We start from the raw sequence: 17,707 nt of genomic DNA on the forward strand, positions 1-17,707 counted from the left end.
TGTGAGTTGTTACAGATAGCCTGTTACGGAAATAAAAAAGGCCTGAGTCCGCGTTACAGACTCAGGCCTCAATCATTGCGTACTTACATACGTTCTACGGTTTCGATACCCAGCGTATCCAGACCCAGCTTCAGGGTTTTCGCCGTCAGTTGCGCCAGCTTCAGACGGCTGTTACGAATCTCTTCGTTCTCCGCGCTGAGGATAGGGCAATGTTCGTAGAAGCCGGAGAACAGACCCGCTACGTCGTACAGGTAGGCACACATCACGTGCGGCGTACCTTCACGGGCCACGACGGTGAGCGTTTCTTCAAACTGCAGCAGACGCGCAGCCAACTGGGCCTCGCGATCTTCATTGATAATGACCTGCGCATTTGCCAGCGTGCTCTCGTCGATTTCCGCTTTACGGAACACGGACAGTACGCGGGTGTAGGCATACTGCATGTACGGCGCGGTGTTGCCTTCGAACGCCAGCATATTGTCCCAGTCGAAGATGTAGTCAGTGGTACGGTTTTTGGACAAATCCGCATATTTCACTGCGCCGATACCGACCGCATTCGCCAGCTTTTCCAGCTCATCGGCAGGCATATCCGGGTTCTTCTCAGCCACCAGACGACGCGCGCGTTCCAGCGCTTCATCCAGCAGATCGGCCAGTTTAACCGTACCGCCCGCACGGGTTTTGAACGGTTTACCGTCTTTGCCCAGCATCATACCGAACATGTGGTGTTCCAGCGGCACGGAATCCGGCACATAGCCGGCTTTACGGACGATGGTCCAGGCCTGCATCAAGTGCTGATGCTGACGGGAATCGATGTAATAGAGAACGCGGTCGGCATGCAGCGTTTCGTAACGATATTTGGCGCAGGCGATGTCGGTGGTGGTGTAGAGATAGCCGCCATCTTTCTTCTGAATGATAACGCCCATCGGTTCGCCTTCCTTGTTCTTATACTCATCAAGGAATACGACGGTAGCGCCTTCGCTCTCAACAGCCAGACCTTTCGCCTTCAGATCGGCCACGATACCTGGCAGCATCGGGTTGTACAGGCTTTCCCCCATGACGTCGTCACGGGTCAGCGTGACGTTCAGGCGATCGTAAGTTAACTGGTTCTGCGACATGGTAATGTCGACCAGTTTGCGCCACATCTCACGGAAATATTCGTCGCCGCCTTGCAGTTTAACAACATAGCTACGGGCGCGTTCTGCGAAGGCTTCATCTTCGTCGTAATGCTTTTTCGCGTCACGGTAGAAACCTTCCAGGTCAGCCAGCGCCATCTCTCCGGCGTTTTCTTGCTGCTGTTTTTCCAGCCATGCGATCAGCATACCGAACTGAGTACCCCAGTCGCCAACGTGGTTAGCACGAATAACATTGTGGCCGAGGAACTCCAGCGTACGCACCGCAGCGTCACCGATGATGGTGGAACGCAGGTGACCCACGTGCATCTCTTTCGCTACGTTAGGCGCGGAGTAGTCGACAACAACGGTTTGTTTAGCCGGTTGGGTTACGCCCAGACGATCGGAGGCCAGCGCCTGCTGAACATGCTGCGCCAGAAATGCCGGATCGAGAAAAATATTGATAAAGCCCGGGCCAGCAATTTCAACCTTGCTGGCAATCCCGTTGAGATCCAGATGAGTCAGCACCTGCTCAGCCAGTTGTCGCGGCGCCATACCCAGTTTTTTAGCGACAGCCATCATGCCGTTGGCCTGATAGTCACCGAACTGTATTTTTGCTGACTGACGAACCTGCGGTTCGCAATCTGCAGGCGCGCCTGCAGCAATCATGGCCTGACTGACTTTTTCTGAGAGAAGAGCCTGAATATTCACCGGAATACCTTACATTTATGAAGCGGGATAAAATTCACCGCGCCAGTTTAAGAATTTAGGGCGGGAGTATACTGCAAATGCCCGTTGCCGTCAGCATTGCGAGTACAGTGCGCTGTCGGAAATGAAAGCAACGCAATAACGTATAATTATGCATATCGCGTTTGAAAAAAACAGCGGTTGGATGGCGCAGTGCAACAGAGTAAATTAGCGGCTTTGAACATGGATATGAGCTTTTATTATGGCGAACTGGCAAACAGTTGCAGAACTGCATGATATTTCCGCAGATTTACCGCATTTCACGCAGGCGTTAACAGAACTTTCCACCCGTCTTGGTCTGGATGTCACACCGCTTGAAGCCGATCACATTTCTTTGCGTTGCCATCAAAATACTACCGCAGAGCGCTGGCGTCGTGGGTTTGAGCAGTGCGGTGAACTATTGTCAGAGAATATCATCAATGGCAGACCCATTTGCCTGTTCAAACTTCATGAGCCGGTTTGCGTACTGCACTGGACATTTTCCATCGTAGAGCTGCCGTGGCCGGGAGAAAAGCGTTATCCACATGAAGGTTGGGAGCATATTGAGATTGTCCTGCCGGGTGATGCACAAACGCTGAATGCGCGAGCGTTGGCGCTGCTTTCCGATCAAGGCTTGAGTCAGCCGGGCATTTTCGTGAAAACCAGCTCACCGAAAGGAGAGCGTGAGCGATTACCCAATCCTACGCTGGCGGTCAGCGATGGCAGTGTGACGATAAAGTTTCACCCGTGGTCGATTGAAACCATTGTGGCAAGTGAGCGACAGGAGTAAACATGGCCTTACTGGAAGTTTGCTGTTACAGCATGGAATGCGCGCTTACGGCGCAGCAAAACGGCGCGGATCGCATTGAGCTTTGCTCGGCGCCCAAAGAAGGGGGCTTAACGCCGTCACTGGGCGTATTGCGTTCGGTTCGTCAGCATGTTGCTATTCCCGTCAACCCGATTATCCGCCCGCGTGGAGGGGATTTTTGTTATACCGACGGTGAATTCGCGGCAATGCTGGATGATATTGCGATGGTCAGAGAACTGGGATTTCCAGGGCTGGTGACCGGTATTTTAGATGTGGATGGCAATGTCGATATGCCGCGCATGGAAAAAATAATGGCGGCTGCCGGCCCGCTGAATGTCACTTTTCATCGGGCGTTTGATATGTGCGCTAACCCACTCAATGCGCTACAAAAACTCTCTCAATTGGGCATCGCCAGGGTACTGACTTCCGGGCAAAAATCAGATGCAGTGCAAGGTTTAACAAAAATAATGGAACTTATTGCGCAGGCGGGTGCTCCAATCATTATGGCCGGAGCGGGGGTTCGCGCCTCGAATTTGTCCCTGTTCCTGGATGCTGGAGTGCAGGAAGTCCATAGTTCTGCCGGAGTATGGCTGGCTTCCCCAATGCGTTATCGCCATTCGGGGTTGTCGATGTCTTCGGATACGCAGGCGGATGAGTATTCTCGCTATGCGGTAGACGGAGCGGCGGTTGCTGAAATGAAAGCAATCATGGCACGCCATCAGGCCAGCTGATTTTTACCGTTGCATCATGTCGCCCAATATGATGCTTGCTCGTACCAGGCCCCTGCAATTTCAACAGGGGCCTTTTTTTATCCTTTTATGCCTGATGGCGGCAATGCCTTATCAGGCCTACGGGAGTTGTAGGCCCGGTAAGCGTAGCGCCACCGGGCAATCCATTACGGTTTACGCGCAATCAATACCGCGCGTAATGGGGCGGGATAGCCTTCCACCGTTTTACTGTGGTCGTTCGGATCGAGGAAATCGGCCAGCGATTCGGTTATCATCCACTCGGTGCGGCGCTGCTCTTCGGTGGTGGTGACGCAGACATCGGCGATGCGCACATCAACAAATCCGCATTTTTCCAGCCAGTTTTTTAGCGCCAACGCAGAGGGGATAAAATAGACGTTACGCATCTGCGCGTAGCGGTCACCCGGCACCAGTACGGTATTTTCATCACCCTCGACTACCAACGTTTCCAGTACCAGTTCACCCTCTTTAACCAACTGATCTTTCAACTGCCACAGGTGTTCCAGCGGTGAACGTCGATGATACAGCACGCCCATGGAAAACACGGTATCAAAGGCGTTGAGCGCCGGAAGCTGTTCAATACCCAGCGGCAGCAGATGCGCGCGCTGATCGTTGCCCAGCAGTTTACGCACCGCTTCAAACTGGCACAGGAACAATTGCGTAGGATCGATGCCCACCGCCAGGTGCGCCCCCGCGCCAATCATACGCCACATGTGATATCCGCTGCCGCAGCCGACATCGAGAATGGTACGGCCGGTAAGATCCGATAAATGCGGCAGGACGCGATCCCATTTCCAGTCTGAGCGCCATTCGGTATCAATATTGACGCCGTAGAGCGAGTATGGCCCTTTACGCCATGGCATCAGGTTCCGCATCAGGGTGTCGATGCGTTTGAGCTGACCGTCGCTAAGTGGTTGCTCGCTTTCTGCGGTGACGCTATGCAGTAAGTCCAGACGATACGGCGTTAACTCTGGCAAAAACTCCACCGCATTCGACCACTGCTTAAATAAGCCATGCTGATCGCGCTGCCAGGCAGCGATTTGCGCCGGGAGTGTTTCCAGCCAGTGGGAAAGGTGATTTTTGGCAATCAACTGATAAAAGTTACCAAAATCGATCATGCGCAAACCTCAGCTTTCAGCGCCACCAGGGAACCAAAGTTGAAGCACTGGAACCACAATTCGCTGTGCTCAAAGCCTGCCTGATGCAGTCGCGATTTGTGTGTTTCTACGGAGTCGGTCAGCATCACGTTCTCCAGCATGCTGCGCTTCTGGCTGATTTCCAGTTCGCTATAGCCATTTGCGCGTTTGAAGTCATGGTGCATGTTGAACAGCAGCTCGCCAACTTGAGCGTCTTCGAAACTGAATTTCTCCGACAGCACCAGCGCACCGCCGGGATTCAGTCCCTGATAAATCTTATCCAACAATGCCTGGCGCTCAGGTGGCTCAAGGAACTGCAGGGTAAAATTCAGCACCACCATCGAGGCGTTTTCGATAGTAATGTCGCGAATATCGCCTTCGATGACGTCAACCGGGGTTGGGGCCTTATAAGCGTCAATATGACGACGGCAGCGCTCAACCATCGCCGGGGAATTATCAATGGCAATAATTTTGCAATTCTCGTGATGAATATTGCGACGCACCGAGAGCGTCGCCGCGCCCAAAGAGCAGCCGAGATCGTAGACCTGTGTGTTGGGTTGTACGAAACGTTCGGCCAGCATGCCAATCATCGAAATGATATTGGAATAGCCGGGAACGGAACGCTGGATCATATCCGGGAAGACTTCAGCTACCCGTTCATCAAAGGTCCAGTCACCCAGACTGGCGATAGGCGCAGAAAAAAGCGTGTCGCGGTGAGACATAACGTAAAAATCCGGGAAAAATAAAGTGGCGTATTGTGCGCTAATGCAGGGAGAAAACCAACTCCCAGGGCATATACCAAAGATTCGCCAGCACCATTAGCAACAGCGAACACCAGGTCGCGCTCATGCCTGAACGCCGCCAGCGGAAAAGCCGGTGGTGGAATCCGTAATAATGCATCAGTCGTCCGGCAATCAAAATCAGTCCGCAAATATGCACCATCCACGTTTCTGCGCCGTTCATTTCCATAAATAACAGCAGCACTAACGCGACAGGAATATATTCCACCGCATTACCATGAATACGGATAGCGCTTTGCAGTTCGCTAAAACCACCGTCACCATAGGCAACGCGGTACAGCATACGCAGGCGCACGACGTCAAATGAGAACTTTATTAACAATAACGCACCCAATACGGCATAAAGCGCGCTTACCATACAAACTCCCTTTAAAATGGCTGATGGCATTGTCTATGATAGGTGGCAATTTCAGAAAAGAGAAGATTGCTGTGGAATAGACGGTGCTGATCCGATCTCTGGCAGGGCGCTACGTAAATCCGCCCATAACGTGTCTACCAGCTCCGGGGCCTGCGCGATATCCGGCGTATGTAAAAAAAGATACGGCGTCGTGGATTGTTGCCACTGCGACAGCTTGGTTAACCAAACTGCAAATAACTGCCGGTTTTGTGCCATATCATCGCTACCGATAAAACGCACCATCGGATGATTGGCTGTTACCACTGCATGAACAGGAACCTTTGGTTTCTTACGCTGAGCTTCGCGTACCGCTTCAGTATGCGGGATGGCGGCATGCACCGGGCGACTGTCTAAGATCACCCGGTTTACACCTCGCTCATGCAGGCCGCGATTTAGTTGCTGCTCGGCTTCGCCTTTGGCAAAGAAGTCCGGATGGCGAACTTCGACACCGTAGGTAAAGGATTTGGGGAGCGCGTCGAGAAACGGCCACAGAGCGGACAGATCGTGTGGGGCGAAGGTGGCGGGTAATTGTAACCAGTATTGCCCGATGCGCGCTTCCAGCGGTGACATGCGCGTGAAAAATTCCTGTACCAAATCATCACAGTTACGCAACGCGGCCTGATGTGAAATGGTGGCCGGAAACTTAAAACAAAATCGAAACGCATCGGTGGTTTGAGCATGCCAGCGGGCGACAATCTCGGCTTTTGGCAACGCATACAGCGTGGTGTTGCCTTCCACGCAGTTAAAGTGCCGGGCATACTCTTCCAGGCTGGTGATCCCAAGTCGCACCCATCTCGGGTGCGACCACTGGGGTAAGCCGATATAGATCATAACGCGTGCAGGATCTCGTCCACACTGCGCACGCGCGCAATGCGTGGGAAAATGTGTGTCATGCTGCCTTGATGCTGGTCAGCACTGGCGGCGCTACAGGCATCTTCCGCAATAATCAGATTGAATCCTAGCTCCCACGCGTTTCGCGCGGTGGATTCCACGCCAATATTCGTGGAGATGCCACACAGGACGATGGTATCGATGCCCCGGCGGCGCAACTGTAGCTCGAGATCGGTACCGTAGAACGCGCCCCACTGACGTTTGGTGACTTCCAGATCGCTGGCGCATTTGCCCAGGGCTTGCGGATAATGCCACCAGTTGTCGGGTAACGCTTTGGCCGGGGCCTGGGCATCAACCGGCTGTTTCAGCGCTTCAGCATAATCATCAGACCAGCCAACGCGTACCATCACTACTGGAGAACCCTTAGCACGAAATTTTTCCGCCAACCGTGCGGCGCGGGTAACCACATCGTGTGCGGTATGTGGTCCGCCAGCGAAAGGCAGGATCCCTTCCTGTAAGTCAATAACGACAAGGGCGGTTGTTGTTGCGTTCAGTTCCAGCATGGTCACTCCAGTAAAAAATAAGAATTCCGTTACACCTTAATCGCGAATCAGTGTGAAAGGGGCGACAATTTTTGTTATTTTTTGTGAGATTACGCAATGCCCGTCGAGGAAACAGGCGTACAGTCAGTACCGGACTTATCGTGCGGCAGAATTTCCAGTATAATAGCCGCCTTTTTTCATTCAGTTGTGACATTCAGCTAAAGCTGCGACTTCGTCATCTGCAAGACAGGTGACAATCCGCCTGCGGCAAAGTTAAGGGATATCTCATGCGTACAGAATATTGCGGGCAGCTACGTCTGTCCCACGAGGGGCAGCAGGTGACTCTGTGTGGTTGGGTCAACCGTCGTCGTGATCTTGGTAGCCTGATCTTTATCGATATGCGCGACCGCGAAGGTATCGTGCAGGTATTTTTCGATCCGGACCGTGCGGACGCGTTAAAGCTGGCCTCCGAACTGCGTAATGAGTTCTGCATCCAGGTTACGGGCACCGTGCGTGCGCGTGATGCGAAAAACGTCAATGCCGATATGGCGACTGGCGAAATTGAAGTACTGGCGTCCGATCTGACCATCATCAACCGCTCAGACTCACTGCCGCTGGACTCTAACCACGTTAATACCGAAGAAGCGCGTCTGAAGTATCGTTATCTGGACCTGCGTCGTCCTGAAATGGCGCAGCGCCTGAAAACACGCGCCAAAATTACCAGCCTGGTGCGTCGTTTTATGGACGATCACGGCTTCCTCGACATCGAAACCCCGATGTTGACCAAAGCGACGCCGGAAGGCGCGCGCGACTATCTGGTGCCTTCCCGCGTTCATAAAGGCAAGTTTTACGCGCTGCCGCAGTCTCCTCAGCTGTTCAAACAGCTGCTGATGATGTCTGGCTTTGACCGTTACTATCAGATCGTAAAATGCTTCCGCGATGAAGACTTACGTGCTGACCGTCAGCCTGAATTTACCCAGATCGACGTCGAGACGTCTTTCATGACTGCGCCGCAGGTGCGTGAAGTAATGGAAGCGTTAGTGCGGAATCTGTGGCTGGAAGTGAAAGGTGTGGATCTCGGCGATTTCCCGATCATGACCTTTGCCGAGGCTGAGCGCCGTTACGGCTCCGATAAACCAGACCTGCGTAACCCAATGGAACTGGTTGACGTCGCCGATCTGGTGAAAGACGTTGAGTTCGCGGTGTTCTCTGGTCCGGCGAACGATCCGAAAGGCCGAGTAGCCGCTCTGCGCGTACCGGGCGGTGCGAGCTTAAGCCGTAAGCAGATCGATGATTACGGTAACTTTATTAAGATCTACGGCGCGAAAGGTCTGGCTTACATCAAAGTCACCGAGCGTGCGAAAGGTCTGGAAGGTATCACCAGCCCGGTGGCTAAGTTCCTGAACGCAGAAATCGTGGAAACGATTCTGGCGCGTACCGGAGCGCAAGACGGCGACATGATTTTCTTCGGTGCCGACAACAAGAAAGTGGTTGCCGACGCGATGGGCGCGCTGCGTCTGAAACTGGGTAAAGATCTGAGCATTACCGACGAGTCGAAATGGGCGCCGCTGTGGGTCATCGACTTCCCGATGTTTGAAGACGATGGTGAAGGCGGTCTGACCGCGATGCACCACCCGTTCACCTCGCCGAAAGACATGACCGCTGCTGAGCTGAAAGCTGCGCCGGAAGATGCGGTTGCCAACGCTTACGATATGGTTATCAACGGCTATGAAGTAGGTGGTGGTTCCGTACGTATTCACAACGGTGACATGCAGCAGACCGTATTCGGTATTCTGGGCATTAACGAGCAAGAGCAGCGCGAGAAATTCGGCTTCCTGCTGGATGCGCTAAAATATGGTACTCCGCCGCATGCGGGCCTGGCGTTTGGTCTGGATCGTCTGACCATGTTGCTGACGGGTACTGATAACATTCGCGACGTTATTGCCTTCCCGAAAACGACGGCAGCCGCGTGTCTGATGACTGAAGCGCCAAGCTTCGCTAACGAAGCAGCGCTGGCGGAACTGAGCATTCAGGTTATGAAGAAGGCCGAGAATAACTGATATGAAGTACAAACAGCCTGTCTCGGTGTTGGTCGTGATTTATGCAAAGGACACCGGGAGAGTGCTGATGTTACAGCGACGCGACGATCCTGACTTCTGGCAGTCGGTCACCGGCAGCCTGGAAGAGGGTGAAACCGCGTCGCAGGCCGCCATGCGCGAAGTAAAGGAAGAGGTCGCCATTGATGTTGCGACTGAGCAACTGACCTTAATTGACTGTCAGCGCACGGTGGAGTTTGAGATTTTTAGCCATTTACGTCATCGCTATGCGCCGGGAATTGAACGTAATACTGAATCCTGGTTTTGCCTGGCACTTCCCTCAGAACGAGAGGTCGTGTTCACCGAACATCTGACCTATCGTTGGGTTAATGCGGTTGAAGCCGCCCAGTTAACCAAGTCGTGGAGTAATCGGCAGGCGATTGAAGAATTTGTGATTAACGTCGCCTGAGAAGGCGCGCTTTTTGGAGATATTATTTATGGCAGGTCATAGTAAATGGGCCAATACCAGACATCGTAAAGCCGCGCAGGATGCCAAGCGCGGTAAAATTTTCACCAAAATCATTCGTGAGCTGGTGACGGCGGCTAAACTGGGCGGGGGCGATCCGGATGCTAACCCGCGTCTGCGCGCGGCGGTGGATAAAGCGCTGTCCAACAACATGACCCGTGACACCCTGAACCGTGCCATCGCGCGTGGCGTGGGCGGTGATGAAGACTCGAATATGGAGACCATCATCTATGAAGGTTACGGCCCTGGCGGCACCGCGGTGATGATTGAATGCCTGTCTGACAACCGTAACCGTACCGTGGCTGAAGTGCGTCATGCGTTCAGCAAAACCGGCGGTAACCTGGGCACCGACGGCTCTGTGGCTTACCTGTTCAGCAAAAAAGGCGTGATCTCTTTTGAGAAAGGCGACGAAGACACCATCATGGAAGCGGCCCTGGAAGCCGGTGCAGAAGATGTAGTGACCTACGACGACGGCGCAATTGATGTTTACACCGCGTGGGAAGAGATGGGCAAAGTGCGTGACGCGCTGGAAGCGGCTGGCCTGAAAGCAGACAGCGCTGAAGTGACGATGATCCCGTCCACTAAAGCAGACATGGATGCAGAAACGGCACCGAAACTGATGCGTCTGATCGATATGCTGGAAGACTGCGACGACGTACAGGAAGTTTACCACAACGGTGAAATCTCCGATGAGGTTGCTGCGACCTTAGAATGATGTGGTTAAGCCATAAAGTAACAGGAGATGCGTGATGTCTATTATTCTCGGCATTGACCCGGGGTCACGCATTACCGGTTATGGCGTAATCCGTCAGGTCGGCAGGCAACTGACCTACCTCGGCAGCGGCTGTATTCGCACCAAAGTTGACGATCTTCCATCACGTCTGAAGCTGATTTATGCGGGCGTGACGGAGATAATCACCCAGTTCCAGCCGGACTATTTTGCCATTGAGCAGGTTTTTATGGCGAAGAACGCCGACTCGGCGCTAAAGCTGGGGCAGGCGCGCGGCGTGGCCATCGTTGCGGCGACCAATCAGGATCTTCCGGTCTTTGAATATGCGGCCCGCCAGGTAAAACAGACCGTGGTTGGCATCGGTAGCGCGGAAAAAAGCCAGGTGCAGCATATGGTGCGTACGCTACTGAAGCTGCCCGCCAACCCGCAGGCGGACGCCGCGGATGCGTTGGCGATTGCCATTACCCACTGCCATGTCAGTCAGAATGCCATGCAAATGAGCGAGTCGAGGCTGAATCTGGCGCGAGGTCGGTTACGTTAGTGACAAATGAGGCTGGATATCTATCCAGCCTTTTTTTATGATAGCGCATTACCTTTTAGCCCTTAACGCAGGAGCGTCATGTGATAGGCAGACTCAGAGGCATCATTCTTGAAAAACAACCCCCGCTGGTCCTTCTGGAAACGGGTGGGGTAGGCTATGAAGTGCATATGCCCATGACCTGTTTCTACGAGCTGCCGGAAGCCGGACAGGAAGCGATTATCTTCACCCATTTTGTGGTGCGTGAAGACGCGCAGTTGCTGTATGGCTTCAACAACAAGCAAGAACGCACGCTATTTAAAGAGTTAATTAAAACCAATGGCGTAGGCCCGAAGCTGGCGCTGGCGATCCTCTCCGGTATGTCTGCCCAGCAGTTCGTGAATGCCGTTGAACGTGAAGAACTTGGCGCGCTGGTGAAGTTACCCGGCATTGGAAAGAAAACTGCCGAGCGTTTGATTGTAGAAATGAAGGACCGCTTTAAAGGTCTGCATGGCGATCTCTTTACCCCGGCGGCGGATCTGGTCCTGACCTCTCCGGCAAGTCCGGCAACGGAGGACGCCGAGCAGGAAGCGGTTGCTGCGCTGGTGGCGTTAGGCTATAAACCACAGGAAGCCAGCCGCATGGTGAGCAAAATTGCCCGCCCTGATGCCAGCAGTGAAACCCTGATTCGTGAAGCGCTTCGCGCGGCATTGTGAGGTAAAGGATGATTGAAGCAGATCGCCTGATTTCGGCTGTCAGCACGACACCTGAAGACCTGGTGGATCGTGCGATCCGCCCTAAATTGCTGGAAGAGTATATTGGCCAGCCTCAGGTCCGCTCGCAAATGGAGATTTTTATTCAGGCGGCAAAGCTGCGCGGTGATGCCCTCGATCACCTGCTGATTTTTGGTCCTCCTGGCCTCGGTAAAACCACGCTTGCCAATATTGTGGCCAATGAAATGGGCGTCAACCTGCGCACCACATCCGGACCTGTGCTGGAGAAAGCGGGCGATCTGGCGGCGATGCTCACTAACCTTGAACCCCACGATGTTCTCTTTATCGATGAAATCCATCGCCTGTCGCCGGTGGTGGAAGAGGTGCTGTATCCGGCGATGGAAGATTATCAACTGGATATCATGATTGGCGAAGGGCCTGCTGCACGTTCAATTAAGATCGATCTGCCGCCGTTTACCCTGATTGGGGCGACGACGCGCGCCGGGTCGTTAACGTCCCCGCTGCGTGACCGCTTTGGTATTGTGCAGCGACTGGAGTTCTATCAGGTTGCCGATCTGCAGCACATTGTCGGACGTAGCGCCCGCTTCATGGGACTGGAAATGAGCGATGAAGGGGCGTTGGAAGTGGCGCGTCGCGCCCGTGGTACGCCGCGTATCGCCAACCGTTTATTACGCCGGGTACGTGATTTTGCCGAGGTGAAGCATGACGGCACCATTTCGGCGGATATCGCCGCTCAGGCGCTGGATATGCTCAACGTCGACGCGGAAGGCTTCGATTATATGGACCGCAAGCTGCTGCTGGCGGTGATCGATAAATTCTTCGGCGGGCCGGTCGGCCTGGATAACCTGGCGGCGGCGATCGGGGAAGAACGTGAAACCATTGAGGATGTGCTGGAGCCGTATCTGATTCAGCAAGGTTTTCTGCAGCGTACGCCGCGCGGAAGAATGGCAACGGTGCGCGCCTGGAACCATTTCGGGATCACGCCGCCAGAGATGCCTTAGCGGCTGAAGTCGCTATGCTCACCAGGCCAGGGCGATTTTGTAGGCCCGGTAAGCGCAGCGCCACCGGGCAACACTCGCTTAGCTTGCCTGCTTTTTCATCATACTGAAGATAAACAGCAGCGCGGCACACAGCACTACGGATGGCCCTGCTGGGGTATCATAAAAGGCTGAGAAGGTCAGCCCCCCTGTAACCGCTATCATACCCACACCAACGGCGACGCCTGCCATCTGTTCCGGTGTACGGGCGAAACGACGAGCGGTTGCCGCAGGGATGATCAGCAGAGAGGTGATAATCAGCGCCCCGACAAACTTCATCGCCACACCGATAGTTAAAGCTGTAACCAGCATCAGCAACAGCTTAACGCGTTGCAGCTTCACGCCATCAACAAAAGCCAGATCCGGACTGATGGTCATCGACAGCAGGTTGCGCCACTGCCAGAACAGAATCGCCAGAACGATAATCACGCCAATGGCGATGGAGATGAGATCTTCTGGCGTCACGGCGAGTAAATCACCAAACAGGTAGGCCATCAGATCCACGCGGATGTTTGACATCAGGCTGACGACAACCAGCCCCAATGACAACGCGCTGTGCGCCATAATACCAAGCAAGGTATCGATCGCGAGGTGAGGGCGCTTCTCCAGCCATACCAGACCGGCCGCCAGCATCAGGGTCACGGCAATGACGGCATAGAAAGGATTTACATTCAGCAGCAGACCAAAAGCGACGCCCAGCAGTGAAGCGTGGGCCAGCGTATCACCAAAATAAGACATACGACGCCAGACAACGAACGAGCCGAGTGGGCCGGCGGCACAGGCCAGCATGATCCCGGCTAACCAACCGGGTAATAACAATTCAATCATGAGTGACCATTTCCCCGGCGTAAGACGATACGACCCTGTAAATCGTGGCGATGATTATGATTATGACGGTAAATTCCGAGTTGTTCGGCGCCGCGTTGCCCGAACATTGAGATGAATTCCGGGTGCATGGAAACCACTTCCGGCGCGCCGGAACAGCAAATATGATGGTTGAGGCACAGCACTTCATCGGTTTTAGCCATCACCAGATGCAGGTCATGGGAAACCATCAGTACGGCGCAATCCAGTTCACGTCGTAACTGGTCGATAAGATCGTACAGTGCGACCTGACCATTGACATCCACACCCTGGGTCGGTTCATCAAGAACCAGTAGCTGAGGCTTATTCAATAAAGCACGGGCCAACAGGACGCGTTGCGTTTCCCCGCCAGAGAGTTTTTGCATCGGCGCATTCATCAGATGCCCGGCCTGAACGCGCTTCAGCGCCGGAAGAATATCCTCCTTTTTGGTGCCGGGACGTAAGCGCAGAAAACGACTGACCGTCAGTGGAAGCGTGGTATCGAGGTACAGCTTTTGCGGCACATAGCCAATCCGCAATTGACCATTACGCTTGATAACTCCCTCGTCAGCCGCTACCAGCCCTAAAACAACGCGCACCAGGGTTGACTTCCCGGCACCATTTGGGCCGAGAAGCGTCAAAATTTTACCGGGTCGAAGTTCAAGCGATACGTCAGAAAGGACGCGGCGTTGACCATAAGAGACCGAGACATTTTCCAGTGAAACCAAAGTCGTCATATCAATTTTAGTCTTGCAGAAGTTATAGAATGTTATAATATCACATTTCTTACATTCGTTACGATGATTGGTCGCATTATGTTACATAAAAATACGCTTCTTTTCGCAGCATTATCCGCTGCTCTTTGGGGTAGTGCAACACAGGCGGCAAATGCTGCCGTTGTGGCGTCTCTTAAGCCGCTGGGATTTATCGCTTCAGCCATTGCTGATGGGGTAACTGATACCCAGGTTCTGCTGCCTGACGGGGCTTCCGAACACGATTACTCACTGCGTCCTTCAGACGTAAAACGCTTACAGGGCGCGGACTTAGTCGTGTGGATTGGACCTGAGATGGAAGCGTTTATGGAAAAGTCAGTCAAGAATATTCCTAACGCGAAACAGGTAACGATTGCGCAGCTTAATGACGTGAAACCGTTACTCATGAAAGGTGCTGACGACGACGATGACGATCATGGACACAGCGATGCGGGTGGTGAAAAAAGTGACGAGCATCACCATCACGGCGATTACAACATGCATCTTTGGCTCTCCCCAGAGATAGCGCGGGCCTCAGCGGTTGCAATCCATGAAAAATTAGTGGAACTTATGCCGCAAAGTCGAGCCAAACTTGACGCCAACCTGAAGGATTTTGAGGCACAATTAGCCGCAACCGATAAGCAGGTAGGTAACGAGCTCGCGCCGCTCAAGGGCAAAGGTTATTTCGTTTTTCATGACGCCTATGGCTACTACGAGAAACACTACGGACTAACACCGCTTGGTCACTTTACCGTGAACCCTGAGATTCAACCTGGTGCGCAGCGTTTACATGAAATAAGAACACAGTTGGTTGAGCAAAAAGCAACCTGCGTTTTTGCTGAGCCACAGTTCAGGCCAGCGGTCGTTGAAGCCGTCGCGAGAGGGACAACCGTTCGAATGGGAACGTTGGATCCACTCGGAACGAATATCAAACTGGGTAAAACAAGCTATTCAGCGTTTTTGAACCAATTAGCCAACCAGTATGCGAGCTGCCTGAAAGGAGATTAATGAGGAAGTGAATACGTGCAACAGATAGCCCGCTCTGTCGCTCTGGCATTTAATAATCTGCCGCGACCCCATCGCGTTATGCTGGGGTCGCTTACCGTACTGACATTGGCCGTCGCTGTCTGGCGGCCCTATGTTTACCACCCCGATTCTGCACCCATCGTCAAAACTATTGAGCTGGAAAAAAGCGAGATTCGTTCTCTGTTGCCTGAGGCCAGCGAACCTATCGATCAGGCCGCTCAGGAAGATGAAGCTATCCCCCAGGATGAACTGGATGACAAAACGTCTGGTGAGGCCGGTGTGCATGAGTATGTCGTCTCTACGGGCGATACGCTGAGCAGTATTCTGAATCAGTACGGCATCGATATGGGTGACATCAGCCAGCTTGCTGCTTCCGATAAAGAGTTGCGTAACCTGAAAATTGGCCAGCAACTTTCCTGGACGCTAAGCGCGGAAGGTGACCTGCAACGCCTGACCTGGGAAGTTTCTCGTCGCGAAACTCGTACTTACGATCGCACTGCGACGGGTTTCAAAATGAGTAGCGAAATGCAGCAGGGCGATTGGGTCAACAGCCGTATCAAAGGCACAGTCGGCGGGAGCTTCGTTGCCAGTGCTAAAGATGCCGGGCTGACCAGCTCTGAAATCAGTGCGGTGATCAAGGCCATGCAGTGGCAGATGGATTTCCGCAAACTGAAAAAAGGCGATGAGTTCTCGGTGCTGATGTCTCGCGAAATGCTCGACGGCAAACGTGAGCAAAGCCAACTGCTGGGCGTGCGTTTGCGTTCTGAAGGCAAAGATTATTACGCCATCCGCGCTGAAGACGGTAAGTTCTATGACCGAAATGGTACCGGACTGGCGAAAGGCTTTATGCGTTTCCCAACGGCGAAACAGTTCCGCATCTCATCGAACTTTAACCCGCGTCGCCTGAACCCGGTGACGGGACGCGTAGCGCCGCATAAAGGTGTCGACTTTGCGATGCCGCAGGGGACGCCAGTGCTATCGGTAGGTGATGGTGAAGTGGTTGTCGCGAAGCGCAGCGGCGCCGCTGGGTACTATGTTGCGGTACGTCATGGTCGCACCTACACTACGCGTTATATGCACCTGCGTAAGCTATTGGTTAAGCCAGGACAAAAAGTGAAACGTGGCGACCGTATCGCGCTGTCAGGCAATACCGGACGTTCAACGGGCCCGCACCTGCATTACGAAGTTTGGATCAACCAGCAGGCTGTTAACCCGCTGACGGCGAAACTGCCGCGTACAGAAGGGTTGACCGGTTCAGATCGCACTGATTACCTGGCACAGGTGAAAGAAGTTGTTCCTCAACTGCGTTTTGATTAATTAGCACACTGACAGAGCCGGTACGCGATGCGTGCCGGCTTTTTTATTTTGTACGGCACACGGTGCGCCGCTACACTATCAGCAGATTTACTTTTCGCGATACCAGACACTGGAAGAGCATGGAAACGAAAAAAAAGAATATTGAGTATATCCCTGAGTTTCACAAATCATTTCGCCATCCGCGCTACTGGGGCGCCTGGCTTGGCGTGGCGGCGATAGCCGGGATTGCGTTAACGCCAGCATCATTCCGCGATCCTATTTTGGCAAAGCTCGGACGGCTCGCTGGAAGACTGGGAAAAAGCTCGCGTCGCAGAGCATTGATCAATTTGTCTCTCTGCTTTCCTGAGCGTAGTGAAGCTGAGCGCGAGGCCATTGTCGATGAAATGTTCGCGACCGCGCCTCAGGCGATGGTCATGATGGCGGAACTGGCGATACGCGGCCCGGAGAAAATTCAGAGTCGGGTTGACTGGCAAGGCCTGGATATCATCGAAGAGATGCGTCGCAACGATGAAAAGGTGATTTTTCTCGTTCCTCATGGCTGGGGGGTGGACATCCCGGCGATGTTGATGGCTTCCCAGGGGCAGAAAATGGCGGCGATGTTCCACAACCAAGGAAACCCGGTATTCGATTACGTCTGGAACACGGTGCGCCGTCGTTTCGGTGGCCGCCTGCATGCGCGTAACGATGGTATCAAACCGTTTATTCAGTCTGTACGTCAGGGATATTGGGGATACTATCTGCCGGATCAGGACCATGGTCCTGAACACAGCGAGTTTGTGGACTTTTTTGCGACCTATAAAGCAACGTTACCGGCGATTGGTCGTCTGATGAAAGTATGCCACGCTCGCGTGGTGCCTCTGTTCCCGGTATATGATGGTAAAACGCACCGCCTGACGATCCAGGTACGTCCTCCGATGGATGACATCCTGACGGCGGATGATCACACTATTGCCAGACGAATGAACGAAGAGGTGGAAATTTTTGTTGCCCCACACCTTGAGCAATACACCTGGATTTTAAAACTGCTTAAGACGCGTAAACCGGGTGAAATTGAGCCTTATAAACGCAAAGATCTCTATCCGAAGAAATAAAAAAAG

At 53.4% G+C, this 17,707-nt stretch carries 19 protein-coding genes; 11 read left to right on the forward strand and 8 right to left on the reverse strand.

Features of this window, described 5'->3' with window-relative positions; all coding sequences use genetic code 11:
• Positions 1 to 83 precede the first annotated feature (83 nt).
• Positions 84 to 1,817 carry an arginine--tRNA ligase gene (gene argS / locus AC534G_RS10405; protein ID WP_038641447.1) on the reverse strand — a complete coding sequence of 578 codons (1,734 nt, stop codon included), beginning with the start codon at positions 1,815 to 1,817 and terminating at the stop codon, positions 84 to 86.
• Between the two features lie 238 nt (positions 1,818 to 2,055).
• Here argS and AC534G_RS10410 point away from each other — a divergent pair, with 238 nt between their 5' ends.
• Positions 2,056 to 2,622, forward strand: a complete 567-nt coding sequence (locus AC534G_RS10410; protein WP_038641445.1) for a VOC family protein — start codon at positions 2,056 to 2,058, stop codon at positions 2,620 to 2,622.
• 2 nt (positions 2,623 to 2,624) lie between these two features.
• On the forward strand, positions 2,625 to 3,371 hold the full coding sequence (gene cutC, locus AC534G_RS10415) for a copper homeostasis protein CutC (RefSeq protein WP_085048039.1): 747 nt from the start codon (positions 2,625 to 2,627) through the stop codon (positions 3,369 to 3,371).
• A 164-nt stretch (positions 3,372 to 3,535) separates the two neighbouring features.
• Here the strand turns inward: cutC and cmoB are convergent, their stop codons facing one another.
• The 5 genes from cmoB to AC534G_RS10440 are packed head-to-tail and all read right to left on the reverse strand — an operon-like array spanning position 3,536 to position 7,113.
• Entirely contained in the window at positions 3,536 to 4,504 is a 969-nt protein-coding gene (gene cmoB, locus AC534G_RS10420; protein ID WP_038641441.1) for a tRNA 5-methoxyuridine(34)/uridine 5-oxyacetic acid(34) synthase CmoB, read from the reverse strand.
• Positions 4,501 to 5,244: a carboxy-S-adenosyl-L-methionine synthase CmoA gene (gene cmoA / locus AC534G_RS10425; protein WP_110497653.1), complete on the reverse strand. Its 744-nt coding sequence runs from the start codon at positions 5,242 to 5,244 to the stop codon at positions 4,501 to 4,503. Before cmoA ends, cmoB begins: the two co-directional genes overlap by 4 nt.
• A 40-nt stretch (positions 5,245 to 5,284) precedes the next feature.
• Positions 5,285 to 5,680, reverse strand: coding sequence for an MAPEG family protein (locus AC534G_RS10430; RefSeq protein ID WP_110497655.1), 396 nt, complete (start codon positions 5,678 to 5,680; stop codon positions 5,285 to 5,287).
• Between the two features lie 51 nt (positions 5,681 to 5,731).
• The gene (locus tag AC534G_RS10435; protein WP_199981216.1) at positions 5,732 to 6,550 is read right to left on the reverse strand and encodes a DUF72 domain-containing protein; all 819 of its coding nucleotides are present in this window, start codon (positions 6,548 to 6,550) and stop codon (positions 5,732 to 5,734) included.
• Positions 6,547 to 7,113 carry a hydrolase gene (locus tag AC534G_RS10440; RefSeq protein WP_110497734.1) on the reverse strand — a complete coding sequence of 189 codons (567 nt, stop codon included), beginning with the start codon at positions 7,111 to 7,113 and terminating at the stop codon, positions 6,547 to 6,549. Before AC534G_RS10440 ends, AC534G_RS10435 begins: the two co-directional genes overlap by 4 nt.
• A gap of 266 nt (positions 7,114 to 7,379) precedes the next feature.
• On the opposite strand from AC534G_RS10440, the gene aspS reads away from it, so the two are divergent.
• The 6 genes from aspS (at position 7,380) to ruvB (ending at position 12,636) form a co-directional block, all read left to right on the forward strand.
• Positions 7,380 to 9,152: an aspartate--tRNA ligase gene (gene aspS / locus AC534G_RS10445; RefSeq protein WP_110497735.1), complete on the forward strand. Its 1,773-nt coding sequence runs from the start codon at positions 7,380 to 7,382 to the stop codon at positions 9,150 to 9,152.
• A gap of 1 nt (position 9,153) precedes the next feature.
• A complete protein-coding gene (nudB, locus tag AC534G_RS10450; protein ID WP_069324708.1) occupies positions 9,154 to 9,597 on the forward strand; it encodes a dihydroneopterin triphosphate diphosphatase in 444 nt (147 codons plus the stop codon).
• A 28-nt stretch (positions 9,598 to 9,625) separates the two neighbouring features.
• Complete coding sequence (locus tag AC534G_RS10455; protein ID WP_006684137.1) at positions 9,626 to 10,369, forward strand: YebC/PmpR family DNA-binding transcriptional regulator; 744 nt, start codon at positions 9,626 to 9,628, stop codon at positions 10,367 to 10,369.
• 34 nt (positions 10,370 to 10,403) lie between these two features.
• A complete protein-coding gene (gene ruvC / locus AC534G_RS10460) occupies positions 10,404 to 10,925 on the forward strand; it encodes a crossover junction endodeoxyribonuclease RuvC (RefSeq protein WP_003034867.1) in 522 nt (173 codons plus the stop codon).
• Between the two features lie 80 nt (positions 10,926 to 11,005).
• A complete protein-coding gene (gene ruvA, locus AC534G_RS10465) occupies positions 11,006 to 11,617 on the forward strand; it encodes a Holliday junction branch migration protein RuvA (RefSeq protein WP_038641428.1) in 612 nt (203 codons plus the stop codon).
• An 8-nt stretch (positions 11,618 to 11,625) separates the two neighbouring features.
• On the forward strand, positions 11,626 to 12,636 hold the full coding sequence (gene ruvB, locus AC534G_RS10470) for a Holliday junction branch migration DNA helicase RuvB (RefSeq protein ID WP_005120696.1): 1,011 nt from the start codon (positions 11,626 to 11,628) through the stop codon (positions 12,634 to 12,636).
• A gap of 78 nt (positions 12,637 to 12,714) precedes the next feature.
• Here ruvB and znuB read toward each other — a convergent pair whose 3' ends face one another.
• Together znuB and znuC are read right to left on the reverse strand one after the other, a co-directional pair.
• Positions 12,715 to 13,500: a zinc ABC transporter permease subunit ZnuB gene (gene znuB / locus AC534G_RS10475; RefSeq protein WP_069324707.1), complete on the reverse strand. Its 786-nt coding sequence runs from the start codon at positions 13,498 to 13,500 to the stop codon at positions 12,715 to 12,717.
• On the reverse strand, positions 13,497 to 14,252 hold the full coding sequence (znuC, locus tag AC534G_RS10480) for a zinc ABC transporter ATP-binding protein ZnuC (RefSeq protein WP_006684140.1): 756 nt from the start codon (positions 14,250 to 14,252) through the stop codon (positions 13,497 to 13,499). Before znuC ends, znuB begins: the two co-directional genes overlap by 4 nt.
• Positions 14,253 to 14,330: 78 nt before the next feature.
• Between znuC and znuA the strand changes: the two genes are divergently transcribed.
• From znuA to lpxM, 3 genes are all read left to right on the forward strand, one after another.
• On the forward strand, positions 14,331 to 15,275 hold the full coding sequence (znuA, locus tag AC534G_RS10485) for a zinc ABC transporter substrate-binding protein ZnuA (protein WP_038643243.1): 945 nt from the start codon (positions 14,331 to 14,333) through the stop codon (positions 15,273 to 15,275).
• Between the two features lie 15 nt (positions 15,276 to 15,290).
• Entirely contained in the window at positions 15,291 to 16,610 is a 1,320-nt protein-coding gene (gene mepM / locus AC534G_RS10490) for a murein DD-endopeptidase MepM (RefSeq protein WP_050764953.1), read from the forward strand.
• Between the two features lie 119 nt (positions 16,611 to 16,729).
• Positions 16,730 to 17,701: a lauroyl-Kdo(2)-lipid IV(A) myristoyltransferase gene (lpxM, locus tag AC534G_RS10495; protein WP_085048042.1), complete on the forward strand. Its 972-nt coding sequence runs from the start codon at positions 16,730 to 16,732 to the stop codon at positions 17,699 to 17,701.
• Positions 17,702 to 17,707 lie beyond the last annotated feature (6 nt).

It is taken from the genome of Citrobacter sp. CRE-46 (assembly GCF_059615875.1).

What these genes read in the sequence shown, in the direction of transcription:
- AC534G_RS10455 (WP_006684137.1), top strand. Translation starts at nt 9,626, where the DNA reads ATGGCAGGTCATAGTAAATGGGCCAATACCAGACATCGTAAAGCCGCG.
- cutC (WP_085048039.1), top strand. Translation starts at nt 2,625, where the DNA reads ATGGCCTTACTGGAAGTTTGCTGTTACAGCATGGAATGCGCGCTTACG.
- cmoB (WP_038641441.1), bottom strand. Translation starts at nt 4,504, where the DNA reads ATGATCGATTTTGGTAACTTTTATCAGTTGATTGCCAAAAATCACCTT.
- aspS (WP_110497735.1), top strand. Translation starts at nt 7,380, where the DNA reads ATGCGTACAGAATATTGCGGGCAGCTACGTCTGTCCCACGAGGGGCAG.
- lpxM (WP_085048042.1), top strand. Translation starts at nt 16,730, where the DNA reads ATGGAAACGAAAAAAAAGAATATTGAGTATATCCCTGAGTTTCACAAA.
- ruvC (WP_003034867.1), top strand. Translation starts at nt 10,404, where the DNA reads ATGTCTATTATTCTCGGCATTGACCCGGGGTCACGCATTACCGGTTAT.
- AC534G_RS10435 (WP_199981216.1), bottom strand. Translation starts at nt 6,550, where the DNA reads ATGATCTATATCGGCTTACCCCAGTGGTCGCACCCGAGATGGGTGCGA.
- AC534G_RS10430 (WP_110497655.1), bottom strand. Translation starts at nt 5,680, where the DNA reads ATGGTAAGCGCGCTTTATGCCGTATTGGGTGCGTTATTGTTAATAAAG.
- znuA (WP_038643243.1), top strand. Translation starts at nt 14,331, where the DNA reads ATGTTACATAAAAATACGCTTCTTTTCGCAGCATTATCCGCTGCTCTT.
- ruvB (WP_005120696.1), top strand. Translation starts at nt 11,626, where the DNA reads ATGATTGAAGCAGATCGCCTGATTTCGGCTGTCAGCACGACACCTGAA.
- znuB (WP_069324707.1), bottom strand. Translation starts at nt 13,500, where the DNA reads ATGATTGAATTGTTATTACCCGGTTGGTTAGCCGGGATCATGCTGGCC.
- AC534G_RS10410 (WP_038641445.1), top strand. Translation starts at nt 2,056, where the DNA reads ATGGCGAACTGGCAAACAGTTGCAGAACTGCATGATATTTCCGCAGAT.
- znuC (WP_006684140.1), bottom strand. Translation starts at nt 14,252, where the DNA reads ATGACGACTTTGGTTTCACTGGAAAATGTCTCGGTCTCTTATGGTCAA.
- AC534G_RS10440 (WP_110497734.1), bottom strand. Translation starts at nt 7,113, where the DNA reads ATGCTGGAACTGAACGCAACAACAACCGCCCTTGTCGTTATTGACTTA.
- cmoA (WP_110497653.1), bottom strand. Translation starts at nt 5,244, where the DNA reads ATGTCTCACCGCGACACGCTTTTTTCTGCGCCTATCGCCAGTCTGGGT.
- nudB (WP_069324708.1), top strand. Translation starts at nt 9,154, where the DNA reads ATGAAGTACAAACAGCCTGTCTCGGTGTTGGTCGTGATTTATGCAAAG.